The sequence below is a fragment of the Paenibacillus sp. Y568 genome (assembly GCF_059445545.1).
In genome coordinates, this window is record NZ_JCAIUM010000001.1 from 501,393 (window position 1) to 521,239 (window position 19,847).

Here is a 19,847-nt window from a genome sequence, read left to right on the forward strand (position 1 = left end):
AGCATCCCAGCTTGATTGATATGAATCCAATTAATTTATAATTTCTCCGCGATTCGCAGTTTGGCTGATCTTGCGCGAGAGTTCTCTTCTAGTTCCAATTCACTTGGAATCATTGGTTTACGATTCACCAGTTTGATCTGACCATGACCACCGCATACACACATTGGGAAATCTGGTGGGCACGTACACTTCGCAACATAACTGCTTAATATTTGTTTGCAAATACGATCCTCCAAGGAATGGAACGTAATAACAGACACTCGACCTCCAGGTGCTAAACAACGTACAGCTTGGTGTAATCCTTCTTCAAAAGCCCCAAGTTCATCATTGACTGCAATTCGCAACGCTTGAAAGCTCCGTTTCGCCGGATGTCCGCCTGTTCTTCGTGCAGCAGCCGGAATACCTTCTTTAATAATCTCAACCAATTCCCCTGTAGTTTGAATGGGTTGTTTCTCACGTCTTTCAACAATAATTTTAGCGATGCGGCGTGAGAACTTCTCTTCTCCATATTGGAATAACACCCTAGCAATTTCTTTTTCCGTCCATGTATTAATGATCGTGTCTGCTGTTAGTGTAGCGGATTGATCCATCCGCATATCCAATGGGGCATCGTGATTATAACTAAATCCCCGTTCTCCTTCGTCAAACTGCGGTGATGAGACACCTAGGTCGAATAAGATACCATCGACTTGCGGAATTCCATCTTTTTGCGGAACAGCCAGTTCCTTCAAAGCCTCTTCTAAATAACGAAAGTTTGTTTTCACTAAGGATATTCGATCACTATAGGGAGCTAATTTCTCTTGTGCATGTTCAAGCGCCCAGTCATCTTGATCTAATCCAATTAATCTGCCATATTCTCCAAGTTTGGATGCGATCAGAGAGCTATGTCCTGCGCCTCCTAAAGTACAGTCGACATAAATGCCGTCTCTTTTGATGCGCAGCCCTTCTGTCGCTTCTTCTTTTAATACCGTGATGTGATGAAACAAGCTGCAACCCTCCAGACTATTTAAAAATCAAAGTTAAAATCGACTAATTTCTCTGCAATGTCATTAAATCCTTCTTCGGATTGATTGTAATATTCATTCCAAATTGATTTACTCCAAATTTCCATGCGGTTTGATACACCAAGTACAACACACTCTTTATCTAATTTAGCATATTCTCTTAGATTACTCGGTAAGTTTACCCTACCCTGTTTGTCCCATTCGCATTCGGTGGCACCCGAGAAAAAAAACCGTGTGAAAGCACGTGCATCAGATTTCATTAGAGGAAGCGATTTAAGCTTCTGTTCTAACACTGCCCATTCTTCTATTGGATAAACAAAGAGACAATGATCTAAGCCACGGGTAACAACAAATGAGGTTCCTAAAAGTTCGCGGAATTTAGCGGGAATAATCATCCTGCCCTTATCATCAATGCTATGCTGATACTCCCCCATAAACATTGTCCCACTCACTCCTTTAACCTATTTCCCCCACTTTGCACCACTTTCCACCACTTAACAATACTAGATTCGCCATTAGAAATCAAAGTCCTTCTTTCATGCGCATGTTTTTTTATTGTTATAAGAAACCACACAACAAAAAAAAGCCCCCCCAGAAAATTTCGAGGAGGCTTACTAAATTATCTATCTCACCGTTAGTGTACGTTCCAACTATCTAAATAAGCCACTTGTTCTTCACTTAACGAATCCAATGTAATACCCAAACTTTCAAGCTTAAAGCGTGCCACTTGTTCATCGATCTCATAAGGAACATTAAGAACTTGCTTACCTAATGTCTCATAATTATCATTCACATACTTCAGTGACATGGCCTGCAAGGCGAATGTCATATCCATAATTTCAGCAGGATGTCCATCACCTGCACCTAGATTTACTAGGCGGCCTTCAGCGATGAGATACATTTTACGACCATCTTTAAATTGATATTCTTCAATATTACGACGAACCGTCCGAACAGAGCTTGAGCGAACAAGAAGTTCAGGTTTATTCACTTCGACATCGAAATGTCCAGCATTCGCAAGAATAGCCCCATCCTTCATCACATCATAATGCTCGCCTGTAATAACATCACGGTTACCAGTCACGGTTATGAAGAAGTCTCCTAGCTTCGCTGCTTCGACCATAGGCATCACATGGAATCCATCCATATGTGCTTCTACAGCACGAATCGCATTAACCTCTGTAACAATCACTTTTGCGCCTAATCCTTTTGCACGCATTGCAACCCCTTTACCACACCAACCATAACCTACAACAACGACTGTTTTACCTGCTACAACCAAGTTTGTCGTCCGATTAATGGCATCAAATACCGATTGCCCTGTACCATAGCGGTTATCGAATAAATGTTTACAATACGCATCATTTACAGCTACCATAGGTAACTTCAATATCTGATCTTTCTCCATCGCCTTCAAGCGAATAATCCCAGTCGTTGTCTCCTCAGCACCCCCACGAATGTTAACGAGTAGATCAGGACGTTCCGTATGTAGAATCGTTACAAGGTCGCCCCCGTCATCAATGATAAGATCAGGCTTCGTTTCTAGCAAGCGAATCAACATTTCTTTATATTCCTCAGGCTCAGGATTGTGTTTCGCCAATACCGTTACACCGTCTTCTACCAATGCAGCACATACATCATCTTGTGTAGACAGTGGATTACTTCCTGCAATCGTTACTTCTGCTCCACCTGCCTGCACGACTTTTGCTAAATAGGCCGTTTTGGCTTCTAAATGGAGTGAAATAGCCACTTTCAATCCTTTGAATGGTTGCTCCGCCTCAAATTGCGAACGGATTCGATTAAGTACAGGCATATGTGCTTCTACCCAATCAATTTTTAAGTGCCCTTCGGGAGCTAGTTGCATATCTCTAACGATACTGTTCTCTAAAGATTTAGAATTCATAATGATCCTCCTTATAATTGACTACATTAGAATAATTCGATGTTCCTCTGAATAATGACTTGCAACTTCTAATAAATCTTCAATCAAAAACATCCCATAACGATTAAAATAATGATATACATTTAATACTCTCTCCTGTGGTTTACCCATTGGAAAAAGTGAGGTGCCTATTCGATCCCATTGACGTAGCGTTGCCTCATGTTGGAGTTCTAGAGCATCCTTAGCTTTCTGTTCTAGAAAAGAGATCTGTTCATTGATTTTCGCTTTATTATTCTGACCTAAAGTATATAAGCCTGTCTGAAGCGTGCTAAGTTGTTCAATTAATGGCGTATACATCTGTTCAAAAGCTTGCCGTGTCTCCATGAACAATTGATCAATCTGTATTGTGTCTTGTTCCGATAACCATTGCTCACGTCGCTCTTGCAAGCGATACTGTACATCTTGAAATGTAAGTTCATACTTCTCCATATATTTCTGTTGTGTACCTTCTAGAAGGGTGAAAGACATCCGAGGTAACAATATAGGCATTTTCTTATTCAACACTTCAAAAGCTTGACGTGTAATCGCCCAATATGCCAGTTCTCCTTGCCCAAGTACGCATGCAAGAACTGGTAACACAGAATCCTGCATAATTGGACGAGTCAATACATTATTACTGAATTTGTCTGGATATGTCTTCAACATATCTAACAGTTGTTCCTTCGTGAATGATACTAAACCTTTACGATCCATAAACTTACCGTCTTGTTTCACTAAAAGAAGTCTATTTCCTTCATGAAGATAAAATAAATTAGCACCATCATCAGCAACATCTGCCTGCAATTCATAACCTAATGATGTGATCTGATCAGCTGAAGCACGATAAGCACGACCCAGATCATCATTATGTTCAATCATAGATTCAAAAACAGTTGATTCTAACGCACGTAATCTACGATCTGCTGAATCCAATAACACTAGACCATACTTTCCAAACATATCACCTAATAATTTAGCAAACGCATCACTTAAATTATCAGATGTAAGACTCGCTTGTTGAATTCGAGCTAGAATGTCAGCCTTTACATCGCTGTCTGGTAACGTATCTGAGAACGAGCGTATCACTTTATCCCATTCATCAGAAGATACAGCGGTATAGCTAACAGATGAACGTACAGACGCATATTTATTCATCTTTAGCTTACTTACCTGCTGTGGATCCCCTGAGAGCAAGTAAGTATGATTGACTTCATCCCAGTCATGATCTTCACCAGCTATCCAGAATACAGGCACTACAGGTCTATTCAAGCGTTTCTCCGCGTCTTTCGCGGCTTGAATAATTGTAATTGCCTTGTATACAAGAAGCATAGAACCAACAAACAATCCACTTTGTTGTCCACCCGTTACAACTAGCGTTCCGGGTTTCTCCAACATATATAGGGACGTATGTACTGCATCATGAGAATTATGCTTCTCATTATATTCTTTCAATATTTGTACCAGAGCATGGCGGTTTACCCGTCCATCTTCTGTATCATCTAACCACCGTGCTCGATCCGTCCAAGTCTGATCGAAGTGATAATCTTCTCCATATAAGGGAAGTACTTTTTCGTAATGATGAATATAATCATCTGCCAGAGTCGAGCCACTTTGTAGAGGCTCAGAAACAACTTTCATCGGGTATGCCTCCTATTCTTACACTATAAACAAGTCCATGAATTATATCTTAAATTCTTTCTTGATTGTAACTAATATGCTGTTATCAGTCAAAGAAAGTTCATAACCAGTTATTAATCATAAAAAAAGACCGCCGGTTTCGCCGGCGGCTTAATCATATACAACTTACTATCATTAGGCGTAAGGTGTTGCCACCCAATGACCCTTAGATACTTCAACCAATTTAGAATCAGCCAAGTTAAATTTGCCACTTTCGCTTGATCCTTTTGCAGAGTGAATGGGTCCGTCATGATCTTCTGGCATAATAATACGTTTCTTATTAGCTTCAATCTCCGGATCAGGGATCGGAATAGCAGACAATAATGTCTTCGTATACGGGTGAATAGGATTGCTATACAGCTCTTCACTGTCAGCCAATTCAACCATTTTTCCTAGATACATTACAGCTACACGATCACTAATATGCTTAACCATAGATAGATCATGTGCTATAAACAAATAGGTTAAGCCCATACGATCTTGTAGATCTTTAAGTAGATTTACAATCTGTGCCTGAATTGAAACGTCAAGTGCCGAGATAGGTTCATCACATATAATAAACTTCGGATCAACTGCAAGTGCACGGGCGATTCCGATACGCTGACGTTGTCCTCCGGAGAATTCATGTGGATATCGAGTAGCATGATCTGGATTTAGACCAACCATATCAAGTAGTTCTTCGATCTTCTTCTTACGCTCTTTACGGCTATCCGTTAACTTATGGATATCGAATGCTTCTCCAATAATATCAGATACCGTAAAACGAGGGTTAAGTGAAGCATATGGATCCTGAAATATCATCTGCATATCGCGACGCATCGCCTTCATCTTATTAGGAGGAAGTTTATAAATATCAGTACCACCAAAGTTAACACTACCTGCTGTAGGTTCATATAATCGAAGAATCGTACGACCTGCTGTAGACTTACCACAACCAGACTCTCCAACCATACCTAACGTTTCGCCTTGACGAATAGAGAAATTGATATCATCAACAGCTTTAAGCACGCTGCCTTTGCCTACATTAAAATACTTTTTCAAGCCATTAACTTGAATTAAAGGTTGACTCATGATGATTGTCCCTCCCGAGCCATAGGATGCAAATTCCAACAGCGTGCCATGTGTGACTCACTAAATACAGTTGCTGCTGGGTCAACACTTTCACAGATCTTCATTGCTTCATCACAACGGGCACAGAACGGACAGCCCAATGGTGGCTTGATAAGATCTGGAGGCGTTCCAATGATTGGAATCAATGGTTCACCTTTCTTCTGATCCAATCTTGGCATAGAACGTAACAATCCCTTAGTATACGGATGTTGAGGATTCTTAAATATTTCCATTACAGTTCCTGTCTCTACCACTTCTCCTGCATACATAACGATAACTTTGTCACACATGCCGGCAACTACGCCAAGGTCATGCGTAATCAGAATAATCGATGTTCCAAGACGTTCCTGAATTTCTTTCATAACATCAAGAATTTGTGCTTGAATGGTAACGTCCAGAGCCGTTGTAGGTTCATCAGCAATTAGAAGTGAAGGACGGCATGCTAATGCGATTGCAATCATGACACGCTGACGCATACCACCTGAGAATTCATGTGGGTACTGATTGAAACGTGCTTCAGCATTTTTAATACCTACGAGTTTCAGCATTTCAATCCCTTTTATCTTAGCTTCACTCTTGGACATGTTCTGATGCTTAATCATGACTTCCGTAATCTGTTTACCGACTCTAATAGTAGGGTTCAGAGAAGACATCGGATCCTGAAATATCATACCTATATCTTTACCACGAATGGCTTCCATTTGTTTATTAGACTTCTTCAATAGGTTCTCACCTTTGAAGATGATTTCACCCTTTTTAATACGTGAAGGCGGCGAAGGAATAAGGCGCATGATTGTCTGAGCGGTAACGCTTTTACCACTACCAGATTCTCCGACGATTGCTACCGTCTCACCCTCACCAATCTCGAAGTTCATGCCGCGAACAGCCTGAACTTCTCCGCCTTTTACATGAAAGGATACGTGTAAGTCTTTTACTTGTAAAATCGGTTCCATGGTGCCACCTCCTATTTCTTTAATTTTGGATCCAGTGCATCGCGTAGACCATCACCGAAAATATTAAAACAAAGCATGATCAAACTGATCAGAATAGCTGGGAAAAGCATGCGCCAAGGATAATACATCCATCCTGTAAGAGCATCATTAATCATCGAACCTAGAGAAGCTACAGGTGCTTGTACACCAAGACCCAAGAAACTTAAAAAAGCTTCTGAGAAAATAGCACTCGGTACGGATAGAGTCAAAGTAACAATAATGGGTCCAACCGCATTTGGAAGAAGATGACGGAATATAAGACGTGGAGAACTTGCACCCATAGAGCGAGAAGCCAATACGAATTCTCTATTCTTCAACTGAATCATCTCACCACGTACAATCCAAGACATATTAATCCAACCTGTAATCGTCAACGCTATAATTATAGTTCCTAAACTTGGTTCAAGAACAACTAACAATAGAATCGTAACGAGCATATAAGGAATTGAATATAGAATCTCGGAGAATTTATTCATAATTTCATCGATACGTCCTCCGAAGAAGCCCATAGTACCACCGTATATAACACCAATAAAAAGGTCAATCAGGGCAGCTGCTAAGCCAACAATAAGCGAGATTCTCGCACCTGACCATGTACGTACAAACATATCTCGACCTAATTCATCCGTACCGAACCAATGTAAAGAAGATGGAGGCTGGTTGGTATTAATCAAGTCATTAGTTCGGTAGTTAAATTCGGTAAGATGTGGGCCAATAATAGACATGATAACAATTAGAAACAAAATACTAAGTGCTGTCATCGCCATTTTATTCTGACACAGTCGTTGCCAAGCATCTCTCATTGCTGAAATGCTCTCACGTTGAATAACTTCAGACTGTTTCTCATCGGTACCTATCTTACGGAAATCTTCCGGCGTCAATACAACATTTTCTGATGGTACTTTCGTATTATTCATATCCAACAGTTAGCTCTCCTTTCCACCGCTAAGTTTAATGCGTGGATCAATCATTACGTATGCGATGTCTGTTATAAATCTCGCTAACATCAATATGACACCATAAAAAATAGTTACACCCATGATCATCGTATAGTCACGGTTCGTGATTGATTCAACGAATACTTTCCCTATTCCACCAATACCAAAGATTTGTTCAATAACAACAGATCCTGTAATAATATTAGCAGTCATAGGACCTACATAAGTCACAACAGGCAATATTCCGTTACGAATAACATGCTTAAACATGATTGTAAACCAGTTCAGCCCCTTAGCCTTTGCTGTCTTGATGTAGTCGGCATGTAGAACTTCAAGCATGCTCGATCTTGTAAGGCGAGCAATAAATGCAATCGGTTGCGCTGCAAGTGCCATAACAGGGAGGACATAGTCTAACGGTTTATCAAAACCTATTACGTTAAACCAACCTGCCTTTTCAGCCAAGTAATACTGCAGTAACGAAGCTAGAACAAAGCTCGGTACTGCCATCCCAAGTACAGCGAGTATCATGGCCACATTATCGATCAGTTTTCGATGATATAATGCAGCAAGCATACCTAGAAGTACTCCAATAATCACCGCTACGACGATGGCTACTGCTCCTAGTTTCAATGATGCCTGGAACGTATCTCCGATAATTTTGGTAACATCCTGATTTAACTTCTTCATGGATATTCCGAAATCGCCAGTCACAATATCACCCAAGTACTTAAAGTACTGTTGATACAATGGTTTGTCCAACCCGTATTGTTCCATCAGACGTGCCTTCATTTCGACTGATACCTTCTTCTCAGCCTGAAAAGGATCGCCCGGAATGGCTTGCATTAGAACGAATGTTGCGGATATCAATATTAGTAGAGAGAGAAGCATATACATAAACTTATTGATAACATAACGAACCATTCCATTCACCTCCGTATAAAAATCCAAATAATATAATAATAAGTAATTTTAATATATAACAAGGAATAAATCTATTCACTTTATTTGCATAAAATTGAAATCCTTGGAATGATCAAATTTACATAAAAAATTCGGGATGTATATGTGGAATCCATATATACATCCCGAATTAACTATTCAACTTCAAATGTTTACCTTACTCGAAGTAAGCACGTGAAAAGTCAATTGCACCACTGTAATCGATATTAATTCCTTTAACATTTTCTTTAGTAAGTGATACGTTGGTGTAATAGTAAATCGGCATTAGAACTTGTTCATCTTGAATTAGAATTTTTTCTGCTGCTGACATTTTTTCCATACGCACACTGTTATCTTGTGATTTCAATGCATCATTAACTAATTGATCATAGGATGCATTTGCGAATCCTGAATCATTGTTACCACCAGCTGTTTTCCACATGTCGATAAAGGTCATTGGATCATTGTAGTCAGCTGACCAAGCAGCACGAGCTACTTGATAGTTCAAGTTTTGACGAGTTTCTAAGAAAACTCCCCACTCAAGGCTTTCCGTTTTAACTTCTACGCCAAGATTGTTTTTCCACATATCAGCAATTGCCAAAGCAATTTTCTTGTGATTTTCATCTGTGTTATAAATCAAAGTAACTTCAGGAAGAGTGGTATAACCTTCTTCAGCCATACCTTCTGCAAGTAATTTCTTAGCCTCTTCTATATTTTCTTCGAAATAATTATCTTTAAATTCGTTACGGAACTCATCTTCTTTACCTTTAATACCCGGTGGTACATAACCAAATGCAGGAAGTTCTCCTCCAAGCGTTACTTTCTCAACAACATCCTGACGGTTAATGGACATTGCGAACGCCTTACGGATTTTAGCATTGTCAAATGGTTTAGCTGTTACGTTAAATTCATAGTAATAAGTACTCGCAACACCTTTTACAGCGAATTCATTTGGCAAATCTTTCTTCACACTTGGAATAGAATCAGAAGGAATCGAACCGTTCGGTTTACCAGCGTAATCGAGTTGTCCACTCTTATAGCTTGATAATTCAGATGCACCACTGTTTACAAGAGATGCTTCAATTTTGCTTAATTTGATACTTGCATTATCCCAATACTTGTCGTTCTTAGTGAATTCAAGTTTTTGTCCTGTAGTCCAATTAGTCAATGTGTAAGCACCATTTGTAATCATAGACTTAACATCTGTAGCCCAAGCTGCGTTATCCTTCACAGAATTATGAACTGGGAAGAATGTGTAGAATGAAGTCAGACCTAAGAAATAAGGTGTAGGATCATTCAATGTGACTTCTAATGTATAATCATCTGTAGCTTTAACGCCTACTTGAGAGAAATCAGTGATTTCTTTTGCATTGAACGCTGTTGCGTTCTTGATGTAACCTAGTTGATAAGCATATGGAGGAGCTGGGGTTGTAGCTGGATCAAGAACACGTTGCCAAGCAAATACGAAATCTTTGGCAGTTACAGGATCACCATTACTCCATACTGCATCTTTACGAAGTTTAAAGATATATTGCAATCCATCTGGAGAGATCTCCCATGATTCTGCAGCAGCTGGAACTTCTTTACCTGTCTCATCAACTCTTACTAGTCCTTCATACATCAACTTAAGAGCTGTGTTAGCTTGACTATCTTGAGCTTGTCCAGGATCAAAAGTCGGCGGTTCTGAAGCCATGTTAATATGAAGTACTTGATCTTTTGCTTCTACCGGTGCTTTTTCCGTAGATGTGTTTGATGCGCCCTCTTCTTTATTGTTGTTACTGCTGCAAGCTGCGAGTACAGTACTAACAAGTAAGATTAGAGTTAGCATACTTAGCCAACGTTTCTTTCTCATCTGGTGTTTCCCCCTAAAAATAATTTAGTTTAATGATTATAGTTATTGATTATACAACCAGTGCTAAAAAAAATCCACAAAACAATCCTCGAAATGATGATTTTTTCAGAAAAATCATTATATTTTACTGAATTTTACATCAAATATGTCATATTATATTACATTGAATTCAATATAGACCTAAATAAACCGATAAATGTAAATAAAAGATAGATACATGTCATAATTACGAACGCCATTCTCCAAACAGCACGAACCATTCTGGTGATATCTACCTTTCCTTTAATCCGATTCTGCGCTCCTCCTATCATCCCTACTGCAATTAATAACAATAGTAGAATTAAATAAAATCCAAACTTATTATTAAATGTATTATTAAATAAAGCGGAAACAGATACAATCAGAAACACAGTCGTAATATCCATTGCTATTAGTAAGGCATTGCGTTTATTATTTTTCCACTTCCAATACGTAAAATATACTACTACGAATGGAATAAACGGGAGAATGCTAAAAACGATAAAAGAATTACGTAGCAGGTCCACCTTCACTCCTCCTTTGCACTAATTCCTTCTATTAACTGAACCATGGAACGATGGTATTGAGCAGTTAATCCATTCTCTTCCGCCATGGCTACGATACTTCCATTAATCCATTTCACTTCCGTTGGAACACCATCAAGGATGTCCTTTAACATAGATGATGTATTAGCTGAAGTACTCAAACATACATTTACAATTTGCTCCCACATATAATTTTCGAGGTAAATGCTACACGATTCATATATTGTGATGGCTTCTAAGAAAAGGTCCCTCATCATCTGTACTCTTGTTGAGGTTGTCAATAACTCTCCATTCTGGACCCTCCACAGAGCAGTCAAAGGATTAATGATCGCATTTATTAATAATTTGCGATAAATCTGCTTATTTATTTCATTCGACAAATCACACTCAAATCCTGCTTTTCTTAGTTTATTTACCAAATTTTTCCCACTGTCGCTTACATTCTTCTTTTGTAGTACATCCTCATGTGAGTTCAGACCAATAGTAGTTACACCACTACCTGCGTGAAATACTTTATGATGAGATAATCTCCTTGCACCTTCCGTTGTAATAGCTGAATAGATATGCCATTTAGGTAATAATGATTGTAACAACTTTATATGTCCCGTTCCATTTTGAAAACAAACCATTCCTTTGGTATCGATCATTCTATCTCCGTCCAATTTTGCAAGGAAGTGTACACCTATATTCTCCACATCTTTTTGCTTTGTCATAAGAAATATCCAATCGGCAGGACTCTCCCTCCATGTATCTAAGAAATTGTCTATCACGTCGGCATCTACATGGGACGTTATATGTGCAGCTTTCTCTCCCTCATTGCTAGTCAGAATTAGCCCGTTATTCCTTATACATAGAGCTTGTTCTTGGCTTCGGCACCATATGCGCACCTTAATGCCGGTAGATGCTAGTTTTCCACCATAGAGTAGTCCTAATGAACCTCCACCAATAATATCAATTGTCATCATGTGTTCATCCTCATTTCACGTTGTGCTCGTTGCGATCTATTATATCCTAATCGTTATGTAATGGACCACAAATAAACCCGCACAGCGCAGTGAAGACGCTCTGTACGGGTTTATTGATGACAATTGTTTATACTAATCGATACGTTCTAGATTTCCGTTCGCATCCATTTTGAATCTCGACTTACTTTCTTCCTCTTCTTCATTTAAAAAGGCTAATCGTCTTGCACGATCCATAATTTGAATCAAAGCCTTGTAATCATCATTCACAACACGGTAGTCCGTTTGAACCTCATTAACTTGCTTAGACAATCTTTCATTAATGAGTCGTAGCTGGTCTACTTCTTCATCCTTCTCACGCAGTTCCTTTTCAAGCATTTTTAACTGTCTGCTATTCTCCTGAACGGTTCCCTTCCACTGTCTTAAGAAGCGTATTACTGCCTCCATAGACAATGTTTCTTCACTTATACCTTCAACCTTGTAGTAATTGCTATCCTCTTCGACCTTCATTAAACTTGCAACCTGTAGTCCAACTCCAGAAGGCTGTTTCTTGTAGTAACTTCGTTTCTGACGTTGAGCTTTAGCAATACTAATTGCTTCATCATACTTTTTACGAACACAACTATTCCAGCGAAATCCACATGCTGCAGAGGTTCTTCCGATTTTTTCACCGACTTCTTCAAATGCTGACAACTGTGTACCACCATCGCGAATATGGCGCAATGTTACTTCTGCCAAAATAAGATCATCATCAACACTCCATGCATCCTGTCTTACGGCTGTCATGCAACCGAACCCTCCTAACAACGTCCTAAAATAACCATCTTCTTAACCGGGTAACCCGGAAATGAATGAGGTATAAAAGCTGCTTAATTCATATCTATGCCTCTCATAGAGTTCATAGAATCTATTTGATACTATTTTGTATTTCCAATTTATCGCACTGTCATACACAAGCAATCAGAATTCATTCAGAATATTCGTAAAAGAACATAATATATTTCTATAACATTAGTCACAAATTTGAAAATATTTACGTTTTCATTATTTACACATATTTCCGTAACCGCTATAATAGAGCATATATACTGTTAGCGTGTACATAGGGAAGGGGATATGAACAATGGGACGTATGTTTAGAGTTCTGGGCTTTTTCACACTAGCAATCGGACTTATGGCTTTTGCTGGTGGTTTAACTGAAATGGCTTTGTTATTTTTTCTACAGACCGCCTTCTTTGTCATATTAGGCTATTTGAAATTTACCGAGAGAACGTATATTCTTCTCTTTTGGGCCTACATGATTGTGACATTTACAGGATTCAGTTACTGGACCGTATTTGTCATGGATATGCCAGTCTAATTTTAAACCTAGTTAAACGAAACGACCTTTTCAGTCCAACTAAAGGACAAAAGGTCGTTTTTTGATGTTTTTAACTTCTAAGAATACTAGACTCTGTTAAAATACAAGTTATAATAACTAAAATAGATGACATATACATATAGTTACCAGTGACATAAGGAGGGGAAACACTCTTGAAGGGATCAAAACACCATTTCACAATCTTGTACATGTTATTATCCTTATTATTTTTTTCTTCAATCCGTCCTACCGAGACGATCTTCGCAGAACCTACAGTGCCCCTAGACGAAGGAACTCGTCAACTGCTTGAGAAGAGTCTGTCCATTGTAGAAATCGACTCTGAAATAGAGCGCATCAGTAAACGCCAAGCAGCCATGAAGCAAGAGCAGGAACAATTAGAAATAGAGCTTATTCAAAAGCGTAGTCAAATAAAGGATAAGCAAGATCGTGCTGGAGCGATTGTTCGTTCATATTACATGGGTGAAAGAGATTTCTTATACTCGGCTCTTCTCTCCATCAAGAATATAAGTGGGTTCATGACGATCTATGGTTATTATGAACTGATTATGAATCATGATCAAGATGTTCTAAATACATATCAAACCGAGTATGCAAACATACAAACAACACAACAGAAAATAAGCCGGAATGCTGATGAATTAGAGGAGATGAAACGTAATCTTATGAATCAAAGAGAACGAGTCATCGTTCTTCAAGAATCCATAGAGGGAAGTCTTGAAACAAGTAGCGACCCAGAGGCTATGCAGCAAATGATGAATGAGTTTTCTGTATATTGGGAGAACGTGGGATTATACGAAGTGAAGCGCCATTTCAGAGCATTAGCTTCAGCAATGAAGGACTTACCTGAATTTGTTCAGAACACTAAAGGGATCATCCGAGCCAAGGGTTCAAAGTATTCTATTGATATTACAGAAGATCAACTAAATACATTCTTACGTTCTAAGGATGAACTATTTAATGAATTTTCCTTTCGCTTTGACGAGGATCTTATCTCTGCCTCAGGGCAAAGTGGCAATCTAGCAATAACAGTAGAAGGCAAGTATAGCATTGTAAACGAACCTAAGAATGGAATTATGTTTCATGTAACCAAATTAGTATTTAACAATCTTGAGTTACCTGATACAACCCGTCGCGCTCTTGAAGAAGAATTTGACCTTGGTTTCTATCCACAAAAACTAATATCGTTTGTAAAAGCAACGGATGTAAAGACTTCTAAGAACCTTCTTCATGTCACACTAGAGTTGTCTATGTAACTCTAACTCTTAGAACTATTACCCTCATCTAATTTGTCTATTTCGATGCCTAGACTTTTTATTTCCAACTTAAATTGGTTAACTGTTAGTTGACCTGTGAGCAGTTGATTAACTCGCATGGACAAATCAGTCCGCGCCTTGTTTGTCAATTGCTCATACACTACATCCCCATTATTTAACTTATTCAATAAGTCTAATTTTATTTGAGTGTCTAACGATTCATTTGTATAATTTTCATAAATGGCACTCAAAGAAGGTAAACGATATGTAGCATATAACCATTCCTGCTGAATATCATATGATGTCATATAAGCAATCCATTCTGAGGACTGCTCTGGTAATAAAGATTGAGAAGATACACCAAATGATCTACTACGCAGAAAAGATGGTGATTCGCTATAAAAGTAACCTGGTATTGTTACCGATAGACCATCCTTCCTCAACGATGTCGTTTCTGAATATTCAGTAAGATACAATGGTATTTCGCCTTTTTGGACAAGCTGTAACACTTCTTGCTTATTATTACTATTCACAAGTTTCATAAGTGGAAGTGACTGTTCAATCCATTTCAAATAATGGTCTTCTGGGTGTAAGATATCCCCCCCCATCCCACCGATCAATGCAGCCAATGCGTAAGGCTCGTCCGAATCAATTGCAAGTAGAGTCTTTCCCTTTCTTTGCAATTGCTTACTCAATAAAATATCCCAGGCTTCATCTGTACTTGGGGGATCCGTTATCTCCATCTCAACTAAAGCCTTGGGTTGCCATACCAAAACATTAGGATTCATATCAAATGGTATTCCCCATTGATATCCATTCCATTCTACTAAGGGAAGTAACGAACGTAATACACTGCCTCCAGGGGAACTTTTCAGATACGATTCAACGGGTAATAAATAACCTTTAGTCGCTAATCCCTTAATCCAATCACTCTCCATTAATAGAACATCTGATCCTTCTCCCATAGCCAAAGATTTAGAAATAGAACTCTCATCATATTCACTTTCGCTAGGATTGTTGGAAAGATCGACTTGTATACCCGTCTTTTGGATAAAACGTTTATTCAGTATTTCAAGTTTATTGAATTCGTTCGTACTCAACTGTACTGAGATTTTCAATATCTGATCGCTCTTGTCTTGATTAGGTGAATCCACAGACAGGAGACTGGTTGTATTGGTGTTATTATTTTTTGAATTGGTCTGAGTAAAATCTGAGGTTGGAGATAAACTCGTTAAGGAAAGAAGTAGAATCGCAAATAGTATCCAATAATTCTTCCTTTTCATTTGTCGATTTCCATCTCCTCTCTTACCCAGTTGCACCTATTCTAACAAATAAGTAGTATGTTTGTCCTTCCTTTATTTAGGAAATATTTAGAAAATTATTTAATATACCATCCAACGGAATCCTTATAGCGGAAAATAGAAAGCACACGACGAAGGCGAATACCCCATTCAAATAGAATGGATATTCGCCTTTATTGATTCAGAACATTTCTACTTAGAATCGCACCGCATCCCAGTGACAAGTTCAAAATATCCCAATTATTTCTTGGGAAATACCTTTATAATAAATCAGCTGCTAGTTGGGCTAATTTGGAACGTTCACCCTTTTCTAACGTAATGTGACCACTAATCTGTTCTTCCTTAAATCGTTCCACAATATAACTCAAGCCGTTACTAGATGCATCTAGATAAGGATGATCTATCTGTTCTGGATCGCCCATGAGTATAACTTTACTTCCCTCACCTGCGCGAGAAACAATCGTCTTTACCTCATGTCTAGATAGGTTCTGTGCTTCATCTATAATGATATATTGTGCAGGTATGGATCTTCCTCGTATATAAGTTAGTGCCTCTACTTGAATACTACCTAAGCCCATTAAGATTTTATCAATATCTCCTGAACGTTTCGTCTCAAATAGAAACTCTAAATTATCGTAGATCGGCTGCATCCATGGTCTCAACTTCTCTTCCTTCTCGCCAGGAAGGTACCCGATATCTTTCCCCATGGGCACAACTGGACGCGCAATGAGTAGTTTCTTATATTTATGTTCATCCTCCACCTTAGAAAGACCAGCTGCTAGAGCAACGAGTGTCTTGCCTGTTCCCGCCTTTCCTGTGATGGTTACTAAAGGAATATCATCATTTAAGAGCAATTCTAAAGCCATACGTTGTTGAGCGTTACGTGCACTTAATCCCCATACCGGTTCATTGCTTAGAAAAAGTGGTTCAAGTCGAGTAGAATCAGCATTCACTTTAAGTAATGCTGATTTCCCTGTACCCATTTCATCTTTTAGAATGACAAATTCATGTGGATATAAAGGATACGATAGCTGAAGCGTATTGATGGGTAGAAAACGATAGGTATAGAATTCATCAATAATGGAGGGATGGACTTTAATCGTAGAATATCCTGTGTACAGCTCACTTGGACTTGCGGTTCGATCCGTAAGATAATCCTGCGTATTTAGTCCGAGAACATCTGCCTTGATTCGAACTAATACATCCTTACTTACAATTACAACGGATGAAGGTTCGGGATTCTGTTCTTCCTCTAAGTGATAGTTAAGAGCAACTGCAAGGATTCGATTGTCATTATTTATTTCTCCAAACATTTCTTGTACCTTAAGAAAACTTCGATGATTAAGTTCTACCTTCAGACTTCCACCGTTTTCAAGTTTAACACCACTGTGCAAATGACCATGCTCTCTTAGTCCATCCAGTAACCTTGACACCGTACGTGCATTTCGTCCGATTTCATCTGCATTACGCTTTTTGGAATCTATCTCTTCTAGAACAACAGCAGGAATAATGACTTGGTGTTCATCAAAGGTAAAGATTGAATTGGGATCGTGTAGTAGCACATTAGTATCCAATACGTAAATCTCCTTCATCGTAACCCCTCCAAAGCGCATTTATTATGGATACATAAATTTGTCCGTCCAGGACAATATAAGGGTACGTATTAAAGATTCAGCAATGACTAATTCCGTGAAAGGACGGATGACATATGCGATTATGTCTATGCTTTCTGTTAACCATGTCTCTCTTGACAAGTTGTGGAACAGCTACTAAAAATGCATCACCCTCTCCTCAGAATCAACAAATGAATACGCAATCCGTTAAATCCAATAATACGGATGTCAACAAGGATCTATCTGTCAAAGATCACTTAGAGGCTTTAGCTGAAAGAGTACCAGGTGTTACAAAAGCAAATTGTGTTGTCATTGGAAACACCGCTGTTGTCGGTATCGATGTAGAAGGTAACTTAACTCGCTCACGAGTTGGTACCATTAAATATTCCGTGGCTGAAACACTTCGGAATGATCCCCGAGGCATGAAATCATTAGTAACAGCTGATATGGATCTATCCACTCGGATTGCCGAAATTGGAAAACATGTTAAGGCGGGCCGCCCAATATCTGGTTTTGCTTCCGAACTTGCAGACATTATGGGTCGAATCGTCCCTCAGCTTCCTGAAGACGTCAAAACTCAACAAAATGCCCCTTCCACAAAAGACACAAAAGGCTCTAAACCGACTTCACAAACGAACAAGTAAATCGAAAAGGAACATATAAGAAATATATTATCTCTTATATTAAAAAAAAGCCTAGTGAATAATCACTAGGCTTTTTGCATGGCAGAGAAAACTTGACCATCCAACTTATCTGAAGCACGCTGGTCATATGTCTTAATGTATTGAGGGGCAGAAGAAAGTTGTGCGCCATAAAACAACGCGTTTCGCACTGCTTCTATGCTGATGTCAAAACAGCACAACTTAAAGGGGACTTCTGGCAACGGATCTAAAGCTATAGCAGCTCTTCCATTAATAGCATGTACCGTCCCATCCCCAAATACAGTAATGGTTACTAAAGGATTGTTCTTAATGTTCTCAACTAACCGAGATCGATGATCAATCGCTATACGTAACGTAGCAGCATTTAATGCATAAATCCATGAAATCGCACTAGAAGTAGGTCCTCCGGTCTCTGCATCAACTGTACTTAACAAAACAAACGTCTCCGATTGCAACTGCGTTAACAAAGTTTCTGTCATCTGTGTGACGGATCCGGACATTGAGCCAGCCTCCTATACGCTTCAATTCATTATATTCCATTGTATTATACCATAGGTTAAATATTGCATCCAAGTTTACGGATTCGTATTATTCGTATCTTGATTTAATTCTTCCACAGCCTTACCTGCGATCTCATCTTGTAATTTCTGTTTGGCTGCGTCCAATTCGTCATCATTAATATAGACGTAAGGGCTCTTCCAATCCCCTGTTACAGGAACAAATTTTACATTATCTTTAGATATATTCCAGTACGTTGCAATAATGTTCTTTAATTGGGCAGACTCAATGTCTGTTTCCATATTCTCATCTACAGCATCAAGTACTTTACCAAACTTAGCCGCACCACTGAAGGTCTGCATCTGATCAATTAATGAATGTAGAACTTCGTTCTGACGTTGATTCCGACTGAAATCGTCAGATTCTTTCGTCCTAGGTTTACAGCCAGCCCCAGAATGGCGATAGCGCACATAACCAAGTGCATCTTCACCATTTAATTCTGCAGGGCCTTTTTTAAGATTAATATCTGTCCCATCTGCGTTGTCTATATAACACATATCCATACTGATATTAACATCCACACCACCCAATGCATCAACGACATCAGAGAAACCTTGGAAATTAATAACCGTAACATAATCAATGGGATGATCCATTAAATCCATATATTTAGTGAACATATTCTTCATTTCATCCTGGGCCGTAATGCCAGTCTTTTTCTCAGCTTCCAGAAAAGCTGGGTAATAGGCATTCGCTTTCCTCACCTTATACCCATCCAATTCAATTCGTGTATCACGCGGAATGGAAACAACCGTAGCTGATTTAGTGTCAGGATTAAAGGCAGCCACCATCATTACATCTGTCAGGTGAGTTCCTGTCTTAGGACGATAATCCGTTCCAAGCAGAAGCATTGTAATGGGCTTAACTTTGGCAGATGCTTCAGGGGCCACTTTCTGATGATTACCCGTATCAAGAATAGTGTCATCCACTTTAAGCGCCAACCAACCTAGATATCCAGCAACAAGTAAAAAGGCCATAATAATTACAACTAATAATAATTTCAGAAAAGTTTTAAAAGCACTTTTTTTCTTCTTTTGCGGAAATTTGGGTAGCTTGTTTGCTCCAATACGATTCCTTGGAGGAAGCTGAGGATTGATTCGGCTCATCTTAAACACCTTTTT

At 38.9% G+C, this 19,847-nt stretch carries 19 protein-coding genes; 3 read left to right on the top strand and 16 right to left on the bottom strand.

Features of this window, described 5'->3' with window-relative positions:
- Nucleotides 1–35: 35 nt before the first annotated feature.
- From rsmH to AC1D7X_RS02530, 12 genes are all read right to left on the bottom strand, one after another.
- Entirely contained in the window at nt 36–986 is a 951-nt protein-coding gene (gene rsmH, locus AC1D7X_RS02475) for a 16S rRNA (cytosine(1402)-N(4))-methyltransferase RsmH (protein WP_495454222.1), read from the bottom strand.
- A gap of 20 nt (nt 987–1,006) precedes the next feature.
- A complete protein-coding gene (gene mraZ / locus AC1D7X_RS02480; protein ID WP_495454221.1) occupies nt 1,007–1,444 on the bottom strand; it encodes a division/cell wall cluster transcriptional repressor MraZ in 438 nt (145 codons plus the stop codon).
- Nucleotides 1,445–1,638: 194 nt separating this feature from the next.
- Nucleotides 1,639–2,907, bottom strand: coding sequence for an adenosylhomocysteinase (locus AC1D7X_RS02485; RefSeq protein ID WP_495474589.1), 1,269 nt, complete (start codon nt 2,905–2,907; stop codon nt 1,639–1,641).
- Nucleotides 2,908–2,928: 21 nt separating this feature from the next.
- Nucleotides 2,929–4,563: a bacillithiol biosynthesis cysteine-adding enzyme BshC gene (gene bshC / locus AC1D7X_RS02490; protein WP_495474590.1), complete on the bottom strand. Its 1,635-nt coding sequence runs from the start codon at nt 4,561–4,563 to the stop codon at nt 2,929–2,931.
- A 174-nt stretch (nt 4,564–4,737) separates the two neighbouring features.
- Nucleotides 4,738–5,673: an ABC transporter ATP-binding protein gene (locus AC1D7X_RS02495; protein WP_495454218.1), complete on the bottom strand. Its 936-nt coding sequence runs from the start codon at nt 5,671–5,673 to the stop codon at nt 4,738–4,740.
- A complete protein-coding gene (locus AC1D7X_RS02500; RefSeq protein WP_495454217.1) occupies nt 5,670–6,665 on the bottom strand; it encodes an ABC transporter ATP-binding protein in 996 nt (331 codons plus the stop codon). The genes AC1D7X_RS02495 and AC1D7X_RS02500 overlap by 4 nt, the downstream gene beginning before the upstream one ends.
- A gap of 11 nt (nt 6,666–6,676) precedes the next feature.
- The gene (locus AC1D7X_RS02505; protein WP_495454718.1) at nt 6,677–7,621 is read right to left on the bottom strand and encodes an ABC transporter permease; all 945 of its coding nucleotides are present in this window, start codon (nt 7,619–7,621) and stop codon (nt 6,677–6,679) included.
- 9 nt (nt 7,622–7,630) lie between these two features.
- Nucleotides 7,631–8,563 carry an ABC transporter permease gene (locus tag AC1D7X_RS02510; RefSeq protein ID WP_495454216.1) on the bottom strand — a complete coding sequence of 311 codons (933 nt, stop codon included), beginning with the start codon at nt 8,561–8,563 and terminating at the stop codon, nt 7,631–7,633.
- Between the two features lie 196 nt (nt 8,564–8,759).
- The gene (locus tag AC1D7X_RS02515; protein ID WP_495454215.1) at nt 8,760–10,433 is read right to left on the bottom strand and encodes a peptide ABC transporter substrate-binding protein; all 1,674 of its coding nucleotides are present in this window, start codon (nt 10,431–10,433) and stop codon (nt 8,760–8,762) included.
- A 158-nt stretch (nt 10,434–10,591) separates the two neighbouring features.
- Nucleotides 10,592–10,978 carry a DUF3397 domain-containing protein gene (locus AC1D7X_RS02520; RefSeq protein ID WP_495454214.1) on the bottom strand — a complete coding sequence of 129 codons (387 nt, stop codon included), beginning with the start codon at nt 10,976–10,978 and terminating at the stop codon, nt 10,592–10,594.
- A 2-nt stretch (nt 10,979–10,980) separates the two neighbouring features.
- Complete coding sequence (locus AC1D7X_RS02525; RefSeq protein ID WP_495474591.1) at nt 10,981–11,961, bottom strand: ketopantoate reductase family protein; 981 nt, start codon at nt 11,959–11,961, stop codon at nt 10,981–10,983.
- Nucleotides 11,962–12,093: 132 nt separating this feature from the next.
- Nucleotides 12,094–12,744 (bottom strand): RsfA family transcriptional regulator, encoded by a 651-nt coding sequence (locus AC1D7X_RS02530; protein ID WP_495454212.1) that lies wholly within the window; start codon nt 12,742–12,744, stop codon nt 12,094–12,096.
- Between the two features lie 337 nt (nt 12,745–13,081).
- On the opposite strand from AC1D7X_RS02530, the gene AC1D7X_RS02535 reads away from it, so the two are divergent.
- Together AC1D7X_RS02535 and AC1D7X_RS02540 are read left to right on the top strand one after the other, a co-directional pair.
- Nucleotides 13,082–13,318 carry a DUF2626 family protein gene (locus AC1D7X_RS02535; RefSeq protein ID WP_495454211.1) on the top strand — a complete coding sequence of 79 codons (237 nt, stop codon included), beginning with the start codon at nt 13,082–13,084 and terminating at the stop codon, nt 13,316–13,318.
- A 173-nt stretch (nt 13,319–13,491) separates the two neighbouring features.
- On the top strand, nt 13,492–14,592 hold the full coding sequence (locus AC1D7X_RS02540) for a coiled-coil domain-containing protein (RefSeq protein WP_495454210.1): 1,101 nt from the start codon (nt 13,492–13,494) through the stop codon (nt 14,590–14,592).
- Nucleotides 14,593–14,594: 2 nt separating this feature from the next.
- Here AC1D7X_RS02540 and AC1D7X_RS02545 read toward each other — a convergent pair whose 3' ends face one another.
- Both AC1D7X_RS02545 and AC1D7X_RS02550 read right to left on the bottom strand, forming a co-directional pair.
- Complete coding sequence (locus AC1D7X_RS02545; protein WP_495454209.1) at nt 14,595–15,875, bottom strand: extracellular solute-binding protein; 1,281 nt, start codon at nt 15,873–15,875, stop codon at nt 14,595–14,597.
- A 278-nt stretch (nt 15,876–16,153) separates the two neighbouring features.
- The gene (locus tag AC1D7X_RS02550) at nt 16,154–17,485 is read right to left on the bottom strand and encodes a PhoH family protein (protein WP_495454208.1); all 1,332 of its coding nucleotides are present in this window, start codon (nt 17,483–17,485) and stop codon (nt 16,154–16,156) included.
- Between the two features lie 116 nt (nt 17,486–17,601).
- Here AC1D7X_RS02550 and AC1D7X_RS02555 point away from each other — a divergent pair, with 116 nt between their 5' ends.
- Entirely contained in the window at nt 17,602–18,150 is a 549-nt protein-coding gene (locus AC1D7X_RS02555) for a YhcN/YlaJ family sporulation lipoprotein (protein WP_495474592.1), read from the top strand.
- Nucleotides 18,151–18,215: 65 nt separating this feature from the next.
- Here the strand turns inward: AC1D7X_RS02555 and AC1D7X_RS02560 are convergent, their stop codons facing one another.
- Together AC1D7X_RS02560 and AC1D7X_RS02565 are read right to left on the bottom strand one after the other, a co-directional pair.
- Nucleotides 18,216–18,668: a pyridoxamine 5'-phosphate oxidase family protein gene (locus tag AC1D7X_RS02560; protein WP_495454206.1), complete on the bottom strand. Its 453-nt coding sequence runs from the start codon at nt 18,666–18,668 to the stop codon at nt 18,216–18,218.
- Nucleotides 18,669–18,743: 75 nt separating this feature from the next.
- Nucleotides 18,744–19,832, bottom strand: a complete 1,089-nt coding sequence (locus AC1D7X_RS02565) for an LCP family protein (protein ID WP_495454717.1) — start codon at nt 19,830–19,832, stop codon at nt 18,744–18,746.
- Nucleotides 19,833–19,847 lie beyond the last annotated feature (15 nt).

Bases quoted from the DNA above. Each gene is read 5' to 3' on its own strand.
- AC1D7X_RS02510 (WP_495454216.1), bottom strand. From the start codon at position 8,563: ATGGTTCGTTATGTTATCAATAAGTTTATGTATATGCTTCTCTCTCTA.
- AC1D7X_RS02555 (WP_495474592.1), top strand. From the start codon at position 17,602: ATGCGATTATGTCTATGCTTTCTGTTAACCATGTCTCTCTTGACAAGT.
- AC1D7X_RS02550 (WP_495454208.1), bottom strand. From the start codon at position 17,485: ATGAAGGAGATTTACGTATTGGATACTAATGTGCTACTACACGATCCC.
- bshC (WP_495474590.1), bottom strand. From the start codon at position 4,563: ATGAAAGTTGTTTCTGAGCCTCTACAAAGTGGCTCGACTCTGGCAGAT.
- AC1D7X_RS02525 (WP_495474591.1), bottom strand. From the start codon at position 11,961: ATGATGACAATTGATATTATTGGTGGAGGTTCATTAGGACTACTCTAT.
- AC1D7X_RS02485 (WP_495474589.1), bottom strand. From the start codon at position 2,907: ATGAATTCTAAATCTTTAGAGAACAGTATCGTTAGAGATATGCAACTA.
- AC1D7X_RS02545 (WP_495454209.1), bottom strand. From the start codon at position 15,875: ATGAAAAGGAAGAATTATTGGATACTATTTGCGATTCTACTTCTTTCC.
- mraZ (WP_495454221.1), bottom strand. From the start codon at position 1,444: ATGTTTATGGGGGAGTATCAGCATAGCATTGATGATAAGGGCAGGATG.
- AC1D7X_RS02495 (WP_495454218.1), bottom strand. From the start codon at position 5,673: ATGAGTCAACCTTTAATTCAAGTTAATGGCTTGAAAAAGTATTTTAAT.
- AC1D7X_RS02505 (WP_495454718.1), bottom strand. From the start codon at position 7,621: ATGAATAATACGAAAGTACCATCAGAAAATGTTGTATTGACGCCGGAA.
- AC1D7X_RS02530 (WP_495454212.1), bottom strand. From the start codon at position 12,744: ATGACAGCCGTAAGACAGGATGCATGGAGTGTTGATGATGATCTTATT.
- AC1D7X_RS02500 (WP_495454217.1), bottom strand. From the start codon at position 6,665: ATGGAACCGATTTTACAAGTAAAAGACTTACACGTATCCTTTCATGTA.
- AC1D7X_RS02535 (WP_495454211.1), top strand. From the start codon at position 13,082: ATGGGACGTATGTTTAGAGTTCTGGGCTTTTTCACACTAGCAATCGGA.
- AC1D7X_RS02565 (WP_495454717.1), bottom strand. From the start codon at position 19,832: ATGAGCCGAATCAATCCTCAGCTTCCTCCAAGGAATCGTATTGGAGCA.
- AC1D7X_RS02515 (WP_495454215.1), bottom strand. From the start codon at position 10,433: ATGAGAAAGAAACGTTGGCTAAGTATGCTAACTCTAATCTTACTTGTT.
- AC1D7X_RS02560 (WP_495454206.1), bottom strand. From the start codon at position 18,668: ATGTCCGGATCCGTCACACAGATGACAGAAACTTTGTTAACGCAGTTG.